This is a genomic window from Woeseia sp. D3-10 (assembly GCF_055809415.1).
Map to the genome: position 1 here is coordinate 1,634,489 of NZ_JBVVTW010000007.1, position 13,465 is coordinate 1,647,953.

At 55.3% G+C, this 13,465-nt stretch carries 9 protein-coding genes; 3 read left to right on the forward strand and 6 right to left on the reverse strand.

Translation table 11 applies throughout. From position 1 onward, the window contains the following. The first annotated feature begins 156 nt into the window (after window positions 1-156). On the forward strand, window positions 157-1,071 hold the full coding sequence (gene gnd, locus AC0L8N_RS07940) for a phosphogluconate dehydrogenase (NAD(+)-dependent, decarboxylating) (protein ID WP_473667074.1): 915 nt from the start codon (window positions 157-159) through the stop codon (window positions 1,069-1,071). A gap of 198 nt (window positions 1,072-1,269) precedes the next feature. On the opposite strand, the gene AC0L8N_RS07945 is transcribed toward gnd, so the two are convergent. Next, the gene (locus tag AC0L8N_RS07945) at window positions 1,270-1,713 is read right to left on the reverse strand and encodes an SRPBCC family protein (RefSeq protein ID WP_473667075.1); all 444 of its coding nucleotides are present in this window, start codon (window positions 1,711-1,713) and stop codon (window positions 1,270-1,272) included. A gap of 172 nt (window positions 1,714-1,885) precedes the next feature. On the opposite strand from AC0L8N_RS07945, the gene AC0L8N_RS07950 reads away from it, so the two are divergent. Together AC0L8N_RS07950 and AC0L8N_RS07955 are read left to right on the forward strand one after the other, a co-directional pair. Continuing rightward, window positions 1,886-2,212, forward strand: a complete 327-nt coding sequence (locus AC0L8N_RS07950; RefSeq protein ID WP_473667076.1) for an ArsR/SmtB family transcription factor — start codon at window positions 1,886-1,888, stop codon at window positions 2,210-2,212. Next, complete coding sequence (locus AC0L8N_RS07955; protein ID WP_473667077.1) at window positions 2,212-2,661, forward strand: SRPBCC family protein; 450 nt, start codon at window positions 2,212-2,214, stop codon at window positions 2,659-2,661. The genes AC0L8N_RS07950 and AC0L8N_RS07955 overlap by 1 nt, the downstream gene beginning before the upstream one ends. Before the next feature lie 90 nt (window positions 2,662-2,751). Here the strand turns inward: AC0L8N_RS07955 and AC0L8N_RS07960 are convergent, their stop codons facing one another. The 5 genes from AC0L8N_RS07960 to AC0L8N_RS07980 form a co-directional block, all read right to left on the reverse strand. After that, on the reverse strand, window positions 2,752-5,523 hold the full coding sequence (locus AC0L8N_RS07960; protein ID WP_473667078.1) for a S8 family serine peptidase: 2,772 nt from the start codon (window positions 5,521-5,523) through the stop codon (window positions 2,752-2,754). A gap of 230 nt (window positions 5,524-5,753) precedes the next feature. Beyond that, on the reverse strand, window positions 5,754-6,977 hold the full coding sequence (locus AC0L8N_RS07965; RefSeq protein WP_473667079.1) for a Fic family protein: 1,224 nt from the start codon (window positions 6,975-6,977) through the stop codon (window positions 5,754-5,756). Between the two features lie 302 nt (window positions 6,978-7,279). Beyond that, window positions 7,280-10,498, reverse strand: coding sequence for a type I restriction endonuclease subunit R (locus AC0L8N_RS07970; protein ID WP_473667080.1), 3,219 nt, complete (start codon window positions 10,496-10,498; stop codon window positions 7,280-7,282). Next, window positions 10,495-11,901, reverse strand: a complete 1,407-nt coding sequence (locus AC0L8N_RS07975) for a restriction endonuclease subunit S domain-containing protein (RefSeq protein ID WP_473667081.1) — start codon at window positions 11,899-11,901, stop codon at window positions 10,495-10,497. The genes AC0L8N_RS07970 and AC0L8N_RS07975 overlap by 4 nt, the downstream gene beginning before the upstream one ends. Further along, a complete protein-coding gene (locus tag AC0L8N_RS07980) occupies window positions 11,888-13,465 on the reverse strand; it encodes a type I restriction-modification system subunit M (protein ID WP_473667082.1) in 1,578 nt (525 codons plus the stop codon). Before AC0L8N_RS07980 ends, AC0L8N_RS07975 begins: the two co-directional genes overlap by 14 nt.

Below are 13,465 nucleotides of genomic sequence, written 5' to 3' on the forward strand. Positions count from 1 at the left end.
CTACCGGGCTGACGACTGCAGCCAGCCAAGCTTCGACAACAACACCGGGCCGGGTCAGCAATGACCCGGCCCGGGATGTTTCTGCCCTCCTCGACGGTAGCATTGCGCAGGCATTCGCCAGATACTGCGTTCTCCAGGCATATACGGGGATGACAAATGCAACTCGGAATGATTGGCCTTGGCAAAATGGGCGGCAACATGGCGCGACGCTTGCGCCGTGCCGGTATCGAGGTTGTTGGCTACAACCGCGACTCCGATGCAACGGACTCGCTGGTTGCGGAATGCGGGCTGATCGCCGCTGACTCGACAGAAGCACTGGTCGACCTGCTGCAAGGACCGCGCATCATCTGGCTGATGCTACCCGCCGGGGAAATCACCGAGTCCTACGTGCAGTCGCTGAGCAAGCTACTGCATCCCGGCGACATCCTGATCGACGGCGCAAACTCCTTCTACAAAGACACACTGCGCCGCGGTGCCTTACTGGCCGATGTCGGCGTACATTTTGTGGATGCCGGGGTATCGGGTGGCGTGTGGGGCCTCGACAAAGGCTATGCACTGATGGTGGGCGCCAACGCGGAAGCGTTCTCGCAGATCCAACCGCTGATACAAGCACTCGCACCAGCGGCCGATCGCGGCTGGGTGCACACCGGCCCGGTCGGCAGCGGCCACTTCACCAAGATGATCCACAACGGCATCGAGTACGGCATGATGCAAGCCTATGCCGAAGGCTTTGCGTTGCTCAAAGGCCGGACTGATTTCAATCTTGATCTCGCCGCCATTGCCGAATCCTGGCGGCATGGCAGCGTCGTCCGCAGTTGGTTGCTGGATCTGTCGGCCGATGTTCTGGCGAACGATCAACAACTGAAAGACGTCGAAGCGTTTGTCGCTGATTCAGGCGAGGGCCGCTGGACGGCCATGGAAGGCATTGAGCAAGGCGTACCGACACCGGTGATGAGTCTTGCGCTGATGGCCAGGTTCTCGAGTCAGGGCCAGCAGGACTATTCGTCGAAACTACTCGCGATGATGCGCCAGCAATTCGGAGGGCACGCGGTCCGGCCGTCGAAAGAATAGTTTCGACTCTGGTCGCAGCGAGCGTTGACGCTACGGACTCCGATTAATTGATCAATCCGGTTGCTTTGATGGCAGTACTGCAGCCCGAAGTAGCAGACCGGTAACCACCGAGTTGAACGCTGATATCAACGAGCCTTGCCTGGGTCGAGCCAATGCTCAGAATGCACGGCCCAACCCGTAGCCAGATCAAACGCCGTTTTACATGCCGGCTGCTTCTATTTTCAGATCGTCAGGATAGGGCCGGCCGACGCCGCCCTCGACGTAGTCGCGCATACTCAACAGGAACGTTGCCCACTTCATCGAGCAATGGTGAAAAAAGCCATTTTCCGCTTTCCAGCCCCGGTGTCGGAACAGCAGCTGGTTATGTGCATCGCGCTCATCGATATCAAACTCGATCGAGGTACCGATCCATTCATCGGGTCCCTTTACGCATTCCCAATGCACTTGCCGGGCGTTGCTCTTAATCACACGCATGTCAAAACCACCATTGCTACCAAATGTGAATGTCAGCGTTCCGCCCTCCGATGGATCACCGGTCGTATCACTGGTCCACCAGTGAGAAAGCCCATCCAGCGTGGTGAGCGCCGCACGAATCTGCTGCGCGGGCGCCTTCGTACCGTAGGTCAAACAGATATTGGACACAGGTCATCTCCTCTTTTCCATGATCGGCCGCCATGGCCAACGATGAACCTATGCTAGCGTTCGGCTATGTAAATTAAATAGCTTCTACGAAATTAAGTAATAATTCTAACTTACTGTTATTAATATTTTTTTTATTGATTTATTAGCCTTTTCAAATATATAGTTTCCAATTATGGAAACTAATGATCGACTCGATGCTGTCTTCTTCGCACTCGCGGACCGTCGCCGGCGCTTGTTGCTCGCAGAACTCGCCGCGGGACCCAAATCAGTTTCGGAACTCGCCGCTACGGCTGACATGAAAATAAGCGCGGCGTCAAAACACATCGCTGCGCTGGAAACAGGGCATCTTCTGTACAAGACCCGGCATGGTCGCAAACTGTACTGTCACCTTAACTTTGATGTCTGGCAGGAAGTTGCAAGTTACGTCGCCATGCACGCAAAATTCTGGGCAGGCCGAATTGATGAGCTCGAGGCCTATCTTAAGGAGACCAACAAGTAATGACCGAGCCCTTGGTAATAAAGCGCGTACTGCCGTGTGCCAAGCGGCAACTCTTCGACGCGTGGTCGAAACCATCTGTCATGACCCGCTGGTTTTGCGCGGCGCAACAACCCGTTGCACCGAGCACGGTCAATAACAGTTTCACCGTGGGCGGTGAATACGAAGTCATCATGCACACGCCTAGCGGCGATCGCCGGCACCATGGCGTCTATCGTGCCATACAGCGATACAACCACATCGCCTTCACATGGAACTCGCACATAGTGCAGGACAGCTTTGTGGAACTCGACTTGCGCGAACTGTCAGTCAATCGTACGGAACTCACTTTGACCCACACCCAGTTCCCGAATGACGATGTTCGCAGCTCTCACATGAAAGGCTGGGGCGGCTGCCTGGCTAACCTTGAGAAATTTATTGAATCCGAATCGACTTTGCCGAAGAGCAATTAGCCAACTGACGGCAAACTTGCGCCCGAGAAAAAAGGGCCACCTCTCTTGCAAGAGGCGACCCAGTCACGACCACTTCAAAGCACTGGCTTATCAGTCGCCACCCATCTCGTGCTCCATCATTGTTTGCACAGGGGCGCTGCCGAGGTTCCAATCCGTCAGGCTTAGCGCTTCTTCGCGGCCGCTGCCCAGCAGTGACCTGCGTCGTTCAAGTTCAAGCTCCAGAAGGTCGACCTCGAGACAGGCACGCCGTGCTTGCAGACGCTCCTTTTCGAGTTGCACTTTCTGCATCGCTTCCACCGCTGGCTCACAGGATGAACAGTGCGCCAGTTCGGCTTCGTACAACGTTCCGTCCGTAGGCAACGTGATCATCCGCGCGTCCTGCGTAACATCTCCTTTGCGCGGCAACAGCCTGGCTATCTCTTCGATGATCTTGCGTGCCTGATCCGGCAGATCATCGAGATCGTCGAATGACATCCATGCACCGCCTTTCGCCAGTTGCCACTCGACCGACTCGACGCGCGACGAGATTTCATACAGTTCGTTAACCCGACGCACGAAGTAAGTCACGGCATGACAATGGTTGTGGTTTCGCAGCGTTCGATGCGTTGTTGAACGGTGCTCTTCTTCTTCGAAGCTGCTGATGACCAGCGAACGTTCTGCCTCAACTGCCTGAGAAGCGGTAATCGCCAGCTGCGTGAACTGCTCCGAGGCGATGTGCACAGATGCACCACTTGCGACTGTTGTTTCGGCTTCGAACTCGGTACTGCCCGAGCCCTTCGGCGCGCCAAGAAAGCCGGCGAGCCCGCCGCCAACCGCGATGCTTGCGTCGGATGCGGTACGGACCTGGTTAAGTACACTGGCATAGGCCGATGCCGAAATAGATCGGCGGGTCTGCGACAACGAACTGAGTGTTTGCCGGAACGAACTGTGCACTGATACCCGCTGTGTTGCTGATCGAACCCGGCGGTAACGATCAAACTCGTACAGCTTCACTTTCTCGCCAGGCAACAGGGTTGTTGTATATAACAATGGCCCTTGTTGGCGGCCAGTAAGCTTCAGGCAATGCTGGTAAGTAACCCGAACATTGAGCCCTACGCGATCATTATTGATCGGAATCGCGAACTCGCGAGCCTCGTAAAAGAACTGGCAGCGATCGAAAGCGTGCCAGGGAACCGGCTTCGGACCAACACACACCGGGTCCGACGAACCGACGCAGCAATCGCCGCAACCATCACAACCTTCACAGCCACAACCGTCTTCCAGCTCCGAGCTGCAGGCCTCGAGCAATGCACGCTCGGCATTGACGCGACCGTAGCCAACTTCTTCATGCCAGGTACCGCTCGGTTTGCCGTTGGTATTTGCGTAGGCGTACAACGCTGGCGAGATCTTGTCGCAGGTTCGCTCAATAATCGATCGAACTTCGACGTTGCTGATGCCGGGCCGCAAGCGAACGATCAATGCCGCAATACCCGCCACGAGTGGCGTGGCCGACGAGGTCCCGTTGAAACGATCATAGTAATCACCGGCGGCATAACCTAAAGCGCCGAGGCGATCCGTGGTTGGCATCTCAAGGCATGGCGCGCAGACATCAACATCAGGACCAAAACTTGCACCCCACCAGTTTTCACTGGATGCATCACCAATTCGCTTGCGTTCATCACTGCGATTGGAACCGCCAACGCACAGCGTACGGCTATCACTGCCGGGGAAGCGCGCGATGTTGCCGTTCTCGTTGCCAGAAGCAGCAATCAGGACCAGACCTTTCTCGTGCGCGTACTGCAACGCATCGCGAATCAAATCGAAGTCCCACATACCCCATGACTCGTATACACCGAAACTCATGCTGACAACTTTTGCGCCATTATCGGCCGCGAAGTACAGGCCTTCCGCAATATCAACGTCAGCCCAGGTTCCGGTAGCGATGGCCATTGTTCGACAACCGCCAGCAACACCCGCAACACCGTCGCCGTTGTCCATGCGCCCGGCGGCTATGCCAGCACAGGCCGTACCGTGATTGCCGGTCGGACTGCCATCTGGTGTGTCGGATGTCGCGTTCCACGACTGCGGGTGCAGCAACAGGTCAGGATGATCAAGCTGCACGCCTTCGTCAATTACAGCGATGGTGACATCATCACCGCCGCGCACGATTTGCCAGGCGCGCGGAATCTCCGCTCGCTGAACGCCCCACTGAATACCAAACATTGAATCGTTCGGCACATACTCCGAGGTTGGCGGTGCACAGCGAGTGGCGTGACAGGTCGGCGAGATGAATGGAATGGTTTCGAAACGAACCTGGTCTCCTCCGCCATCACGTGCAAGCTGCCGGTTGACGGCCTGTGCAATCTCAATCACATCACCTTCACCAACACGCATGGCGACCAGACCGTGCAGGTGCGAGGAGCGGGCTTCGTCTGTCGAGAGCGATGAGTTCAGCGCGCTCGCGCTGACGGAGCCGGTCAAGGCCGATTCGCGTACATAGAGCCGCTGCGGATTGACTGTGAAGTAGCCTGTCTCGTCGGATTTCGACTGCTCCTTGCAGAAACAGCGCGACACCCATTCAACCAACGCATTGCTTTGCAATTTCTCGGCAACGTCCGTCTTGACCTCTTTGCCATCGCGAGCGGCTACCCACGAGAGCATGTCGGTCTGGTTAACCTGTATGGCGGGAGCCTTGTTGTCGGACAACTTGGCCAGTTCGAGACCATGTTCTTTGAGCAACTTGTCGCGCTGCGCAGGACTCGTACCCGCCTTCCAGCACACAGCGAGAAAGCCGCTCACTTCCATGGCCATTCCGACCGCGGGATGCTTGAACTTCAGCCGGCCCACTTGCCGCTTGGATGTTTTCCTGGTTGATTCAGCCATTTTCGACCTCCTGCCACGTTCGTGGCGTTTGCGGACGCCGCCCACTGCGGCGCCAATGGCGGCAGGCAGGTTGAGGCGTATAGGTCAACTCAGGTAGATGTGGGCACCGAAGCGCCAGTTTGGCAAGGTTGAAGGAAGCGCCTTTACCTATGCCTGCAAGTGTTAATGCGAGGAATATGAGGAGATTCCCTCATTGGATGAGAGAGAGAAGGAAATAAGGCACGCCAGCCCTAGATAACCGGATACAACTTCGGAAACAAATCCTCGAGTACGTTAGTCGGGAAGCGCAATGACACCGGAGCTTTCGGCGACCGGGAACCCAGCAAGCCCAGCTCAGTGACATCGTTAAGAACGCGTCGCGCAGTACGTTCCGGCAAACCTGTAATTCGCGGCGCCTCGCCACGTTCAAACTCTCCACGCATCAAAGCTTCGAGGAGCAAATTCGCCGACTCTGGTTTGAGTAATTCATGTCGCGTTACGAAGCGCTGATAACGATCACTAAGTGAAGTCAGATCAAACATGTCGGTCATGAACTGAACCTGATCGATACAAATTCGCAAGAACCATAGGGTGAACTCTTCGAGCGCTCCTTGTGACAGATTGCCGCGGCCATCGAGATCGCCCTTACGCGGTGTGTCGGCCAGATCCATCATCTGTTTGTATTCGCCGCGGCTCTTAATACCCCGGGCCAATCCGCGAGACACCGACCAAAGTCCGTGGGCACCAATCCCTGCTTTGTGTGCCATAGCATGACTCATTAACCGGCTAACCCGGCCATTGCCATCCGGAAACGGATGCACGAAATTGAACCGATGATGCGCGGCCGGTATGGCGAGAATGCTTGCACCCTTACCGAGACTGGCGAATCTGTAACGCTGTTCGAAGCGCCGCATGAACGCTGCAATAACATGGCTGGAAGGTGGAACATGCCGCCCGACCACGACATCGTGCTCAGGACTCGTTCGCCACTCGCCAGGCTGCATCAGGAATTCAACCGTTGCGCCCTTCACTCGCAAGAACTCTTCGGGCGCATCCTGATAAAAGCCCAGATGCAATTGCCGAATAAAATCGCGCGACGCAGGCTCGGCTAACTCGCCGGACTCAGCTCGCTCATCGATCCACGCCTGCACCCGCACATGAGCCGCCGCTTCCAGTTGCAGGTTTCGTCGGTCTTCATCGACATCGATATCCCCGGCGAGCGCCCGTTCAATATCGCGCGGCCGGGTGTTATGGCCTTCGATGAGATTGCTGTAATAGGAATTCATCATCCGCACCAGTCCCGCCAGGTTGGCAGCCGTGTGCGGATGGAGACGACTGCCGAGCGCAGACGACAAAGCAGCCATATCCGCGACCGCGTCGGTAATGGCCTCCGGCGCTGATTCCAGCCGCATGGGCTCCAGGCGGGCAGGGGTTTCCGGGTGTTGACTGGCCGATTTATCAGTGTCGATAGGCATTTTAAAAACAGTGACTTATATGTACTTACGGCAGTATCTGGCCGATTGTTTGGCCGATCCTACTCGCATGCGGGGTGAGGCGCAATGGCCGATGGTTTGAGAATATTAAATACTTATAAAACAATAATTTAAACAACAATTCCAATCAACATGGCCGATATTCTGGCCGAACAATGACGCTGAATCGAGATTGCGCAGCATTTACTCTGGTTACATGCACCGGTAATCAGGCTGTACCGTCGAGGAGAGATACAGAACCAATGCCAGGCCACCCGCCTGTCATCTGAACTTCATCCCGACCCTTAGGCCCGTTGGTACTTTTTGAAGTTCTCTGCCTGTTCGAAAATTTCTTTGTAGACCTCGTCCCGATCCACTGGAGGATACTTGTGCTCTGCCAGCACAAGGATCAAGTCCACCTTCAACTCCGCCCGGATATTCGCCCGCTTGTTCCAGTCCGGGTACTTTGCTTTGTCATCCACGACCAGCTTCACCGCCTTCGCCAGCGTAATCAGCTTGTCTTCCGGGTAAGTGAAGTCGTATTTGACCGCCAGGCCCTTAAGGATGTCGTAGAACGCCTTTTCTTCGAAATCAATACCGAGGTCCGCGTATGAGCCCTTCTCCTCCTGCAGCGCCCGGAGAAGATCGATGATCTCGTCGGTAAAGTCGTCCAGCACGTCGCTGACCAGCACGCTGTCTTCCCTGCGCTCGTTGTAGCGATCAACCAGCGACTTAAACTTCTGTGAGAAGTCGACCCCTTTGGCCTTGTTGACCTTCTTGAAGTCCTCGATGGCCTTTGCCAGCAATTGCTGCAGCAGCTTGACCTTCGTATTGGGCAGTTTGATTTTTTCTATCTTCGCCAGGTAGTCGTCGTCAAAGATATCCACGGCGTCGGCCGCGTCCTCGCCCATCCTGAATATTTCTTCTACGCCATCCGCCCTGAGCGCCTCGGCGATCATTTCGCGGACTCTGGCGTTCATCTGCGCTGTGTCCGGCGCATCGCCCTTGGTCAGCTTGAACACAATGGAGCGCACGGCCAGGTAAAAGTGCACATGGTCGCGTTCGTCCTGGGTAAGCGCCTCCGAGCCGCTGCAAATATCGTAGGCCGCCTTCATTCGCTTCACCAGGTGCATGAAGCGCTTCTCTACCCTCTGCGTGATCTGCACGAACTCGGCTGCCATGTTCAAGGTATGCAGTTGCGTCAACGGGTCGCCGGAGAAATACGGCTTCGCGTCAAACTTGTACAACACCTGTCCCAACAGGTCGAGATGATCTCGCACCACGATCACTGACTGATCAATCTCCTCGATATTCTGCTGATCCGCTTTGTTGTAATGCGCCAGCGCCAGGTTCATCTGCTTCTTGATGCCGATGTAGTCAACGACCAGGCCTTTTTCCTTGCCGGCGTACTTGCGATTGACCCGCGAGATCGTCTGGATCAGATTGTGACGGCGAATGGGTTTGTCGATGTAAATGGTGTCGAGAAAAGGCACGTCGAAGCCGGTTAACCACATGTCCACCACGATGGCGATCTTGAAATTGGATTTCGCGTTCTTGAACTGCCGGTCCAGTTCCTTGCGATACTCCTTGGTACCGAGGGCGTCGTACATCGGCTTGGGATCGTCCTTGCCCCGCGTCATCACCATCTTCAGCCGCTCCATCGGCTTGATCTCGCGTTGTTCTTTCTCTGTCAACTCAGCACCCGCTTCACAGGACAAAACGTCGTTCCACTGCGGGCGTAAGGCAATCACCTGCTCCCAGAACGCATAGGCAATCTCGCGGGTGCTGCAGACGAACATCGCCTTGCCCTTGACCGTAGACCCCTCTGCCACGCGCTTCTCATAGTGCTTCACAAAATCGGCGGCCAGAGCTTTGACTCGGTCCGGGTCGCCTAGAATGCTGTTCATGCTGGCGCTGGCTTTCTTGCTTTCCTCAATCTGGTAGTCGCTGCTCCCCGTGGCGGCGCACTCGTCGTAGTACGCCTCTATCTCCTCCAGCTTGGCATTGTCCAGCACCACCTTGGCGGCGCGTCCCTCGTAGACAATCCGCACGGTGATGTTGTCCTTCACCGACTCGGTCATGGTGTAGCTGTCCACAACCTCACCGAACACATCCAGCGTGGCATCCACCGGCGTACCGGTGAAGCCCACGTAGGTGGCATTCGGCAGCGAGTCGTGCAGGTACTTGGCGAAACCGTAGGTGCGCTTCACGCCCTGGTCCGTAACCCGCACCTTCTGATCGAGATTGGTCTGACTGCGATGCGCCTCGTCCGAGATACAAATCACGTTGCTGCGCTCGGTCAGCAACTCGGTATCCTCGGTAAATTTGTGAATGGTGGTGAGAAACACGCCGCCACTGCTGCGGTCCTTCAACAATTCCCGAAGCTCCGAACGGCTCTCCACGCTGACCACAGTCTGGTCACCGATGTAGCCTTTCGCGTTCGTGAACTGCTGCGAAAGCTGGTGATCCAGGTCGGTGCGATCGGTAATCAGGACAATGGTGGGACTCTCAAAGTCGAGACTCTTCATCAACAGCCGCGACAGGAACAACATCGTGTAGCTCTTGCCACAGCCGGTAGCACCGAAATAGGTGCCTCCCTTGCCGTCGCCGTACGGTTTGCGATGTTCCAGGATGTGCTGGTACAGCTTGCCGGCCGCGTAGAATTGCGGATACCGGCAAACGATCTTTTCTTCCTTCCGCGACACATCGGGAAAGTGAATAAAGTGACGCAACACCTGCCGCAGCCGATCCTTATCGAATAGCCCCTGGATCATGCTGTGTAGTGACCCGATTCCCTCCGCGGTAACTGCCTCGTCACCGGTCACCTTGCGCCAGGTGTAGTAGAACTCGTAATCGGCAAACAGCGAGCCCATCTTCGAGTTCACACCATCGGACAACACGCACAGCGCGTTGTATTTCATCAGCTCCGGAATATCGCGAACGTAGCGAGTGGTGAGCTGGACATACGCATCGTGCAGAGTGGCTTCTTCACGAATGGCACTCTTGAACTCAAACACGACCAGCGGCAACCCATTGACATAGAGAATTCCGTCCGGAATACGCCGCTCCGAGCCTTCCACTTCCATCTGGTTGACGATGCGATAAATGTTCTTCGCATCGTATTCATCCGGGTTCTCACCAGAGATCGTCTCGACCTCACCCTCACGCGGCAACCGCTGCAATGGCAACCCGGCATAGTCGATCAACTGGATGTACAGATCCTTCTTGCTGCGATCCTCGCGCTTGAGCAGAAAGCCATCCGCGACCAGCTTGTGAATGGACTTGTTGGATTCGTAGAGATCGGCAGAAGAGTAGCCATTCAGTTGGCGAATGATTGATTCGATCTCACCTTCGGTGATGCCGTCACCGGCATAACGTGCAGAGAGAAAGGCATGCAGATCGTTCCTGAGCAGCACCTCGGACGGGCCACGCTCCAGACTGTCACCCCGATGGTAGGGGTACCCCTGCTCTCCCAGCAGGGCGATGATAGCTTGCTCGAGTTTCTCCTCCGTGAATTTACTCACGTTGCCTCGGCAACTTGCTTCTCGGCATCAGGGATGCTGAGTTGGCCGGAGAGGAGTTTAGGAAGCAGAATGTCGCGAGTCTTCGCCAAGGTCGCGATTTCTTGTTCCCCTAGAATCATCGACTCAAATATAGGAACGCAGATGCTATCGAAGTACTTCATTATCTCAAGGCTGGGAACTATGAGTCGGATCGATTTGAGGTGTGACGACGGTCTAGCTATCGAAGGCACGCCAACTTGAGAAGCATTCGACAATAGCCTGTGCTGCCCTCCAGGCGAGCGGAAGTAGTAAATCAAGTAGGAGCTGCAGACTTTTGTAGTATCTGGTCTCAAGTAGAATTGTCGCTGAGATATTACGTATTCTGTAAACATTGACTGATTCGGAATCAGCGATACTTGACCGATGTTTCCCGCGTGAGTAAAGACTATATCTCCGCGAGTAACCTTCGAGTTCTTTAGTCGATCCGCATGCTCGATTGTTACGTAGTTGAAATCGTTATCAGTCAACAACACCTTTCTCAAGTGTTGCCCACTGATTACAGGAACACCAGATTCAACAAAAGTAGAAACTTTGATATTTGAACCAAAAGGCCCCATAGCAATTTTGGATGCTAAGAATTCTGCCGCAGAAACCTCCCACCCCTCCGGCACCCACCCCATCTCCTCTTTGAGAACAAATCGATCCGGAAACCGCTCCCGAACACCCTCAGGCAGCAGCTTGCGCTGATCCCTCAGCGCCCTCCTGGTCTCGGCGCGGACCTGCAGCGGTTCCGGGATCGGATTGCCTGCAGCCAGGGCGTTGTCGATAACCGGATCGAAATCCACAAACCAGCTCTTGAACAGCGCCTGAGCCATAGCCTCCAGCGTGGCGTTCATCTGATTATTGACCCTGATTTTTTCCTCTATATTCTCCAGTAGTGAAATAATTTGTAATCTAGTGTCGCTAATGGAAGGAACTGGATAATTCAGGAAATCGTCCCGACTCAGGGCGACAACGGCACTTCCGGTAGCATGGCGAGCACAGTAATCTCTGTACTGAGGTGTACGGAGTAACCAGTACATATAGTTTGCGATTTGGCAGCTATTTTTTTTGAACTCCAGCTTTACGGTGTCTTGCGTAAGCCTGCCCCACGGCACGGACTTCGGCACTCGGGCCACAGAACCAATCATTTCCCCGTCTTTCGTAGCGCCCTTTAGGGAAACGAACAAATCACCTGGACGAAGCATGATTTTGTCCGGGCAATCTCCACCATAAGACTTAAATTCTTGTTCTCGAAACCCACCGCCCGGTGTTATTGCTCCCAGCCCCAGAAGCGCTGGTCCAGGTTTCCCTACGAGCTTCCCTTTATAGGTAATTCCTCGTTGCAGTGTCACATAGTGACCAACAGTCTTATCGTTCGGCATAACCGAATTCCGACAGAGCTTTCTTAATTTGGGAATCCAACCGGCCTGATTCCTCCATTTCGCCGAAGAGAGTCTGGGTCAACTCCCCCATCTTCTCCTCAAACGGCACCCCATCATCCTCAATCGCCGCCGCCCCAACATACCGCCCCGGCGTCAACACATAGTCATTACCCTTGATGTCCTCTAGCGTCGTCGCCTTGCAAAATCCCGCCTTATCCTCATACTCACCATCCTTAGCCTCACCCCGCCAGGCATGGTAAATCCGCGCAATCTCGGCAACATCATCAACCGTCAATTCCTTGTGCGTCCGGTCGATCATGCTGCCCATGTTGCGGGCATCGATAAACAGCGTTTCTCCCTGCCGATCACGGTGGTTGCTGTCGCTGTGACCCTTGACGGTCTGCGCCTTTTTATTCTTCGTCAGGAACCACAGGCAAACCGGAATCTGGGTGGTGTAAAAGAGCTGCCCGGGCAACGCAATCATGCAATCGACCAGGTCGTTCTCGATCAGCTTCTTGCGGATCTCGCCCTCGCCCTTGGTGCTGGTGCTCATTGAGCCGTTTGCGAGCACAAAACCGGCCACACCGTTCTCGGACAGCTTGCTCACCATGTGCAGTATCCAGCCGTAGTTAGCGTTGCCGGTGGGCGGCACCTCGTAGCCGGACCAGCGCGGATCGTCGGTGAGTTCGTCATCGGCGCGCCAGGCTTTCAGATTGAACGGCGGGTTGGCCATGATGAAGTCGGCCTTGAGGTCCGGATGCTGGTCCTTGAAGAAGGTATCGGCGGGCACTTCACCGAGGTAGCCCGTAATGCCGCGAATGGCGAGGTTCATCTTGGCCAGTTTGTAGGTCGCGGTGGTCAGCTCCTGGCCGTAAATGGAGACGTCTTTCTTGTTACCTTCGTGGCTTTCAACGAACTTCACCGACTGCACGAACATGCCGCCGGAACCGCAGCAGGGGTCGTAGATGGTGCCGTGGTATGGCTCGATCATTTCAGCGAGCAGGTTGACCACGCACTTGGGCGTATAGAATTCGCCGCCTCCCTTGCCTTCGGTGGCCGCAAACTTGCCGAGGAAGTATTCGTAGACGCGGCCGACCACATCCTCTGTCTTATCGGCCACCGTGTCGATGTCGCTGATGGAGTCGATCAGTGCGGACAAACGGGTGACGTCCAGGCCGAGGCGCGAGAAGTAGTTGTCCGGCAATGCGCCGCGAAGGGTCTTGTTGTGCTTCTCGACTGTATGCAGGGCGCTGTCGATCTTGAGCGCGATGTCCTCCTGCTTGGCATTCTTCTGGATGTAGGACCAGCGCGATTCTTCGGTCAGGTAGAACACGTTCTTCATGGTGTAGAACTCCACCATGTCGAGGTAGTCTCCTTTGCCCTCATCAACCATCGCCTGGCGACGTTCCTCAAACTTGTCGCTGACGAACTTGAGGAAGATCAGGCTAAGGACGACATGCTTGTATTCCGAGGACTCCACCGATCCACGCAGTTTGTCGGCGGTATCCCACAGGTTCTGTTCGAAGGATTTCTGTTTCTTGGGTGCTGCTTTCTTGCGGGCCAT

Coding starts and splice junctions, on each gene's coding strand:
- gnd (WP_473667074.1), top strand. CDS start 157: ATGCAACTCGGAATGATTGGCCTTGGCAAAATGGGCGGCAACATGGCG.
- AC0L8N_RS07950 (WP_473667076.1), top strand. CDS start 1,886: ATGGAAACTAATGATCGACTCGATGCTGTCTTCTTCGCACTCGCGGAC.
- AC0L8N_RS07955 (WP_473667077.1), top strand. CDS start 2,212: ATGACCGAGCCCTTGGTAATAAAGCGCGTACTGCCGTGTGCCAAGCGG.
- AC0L8N_RS07960 (WP_473667078.1), bottom strand. CDS start 5,523: ATGGCTGAATCAACCAGGAAAACATCCAAGCGGCAAGTGGGCCGGCTG.
- AC0L8N_RS07965 (WP_473667079.1), bottom strand. CDS start 6,977: ATGCCTATCGACACTGATAAATCGGCCAGTCAACACCCGGAAACCCCT.
- AC0L8N_RS07975 (WP_473667081.1), bottom strand. CDS start 11,901: ATGCCGAACGATAAGACTGTTGGTCACTATGTGACACTGCAACGAGGA.
- AC0L8N_RS07980 (WP_473667082.1), bottom strand. CDS start 13,465: ATGGCCCGCAAGAAAGCAGCACCCAAGAAACAGAAATCCTTCGAACAG.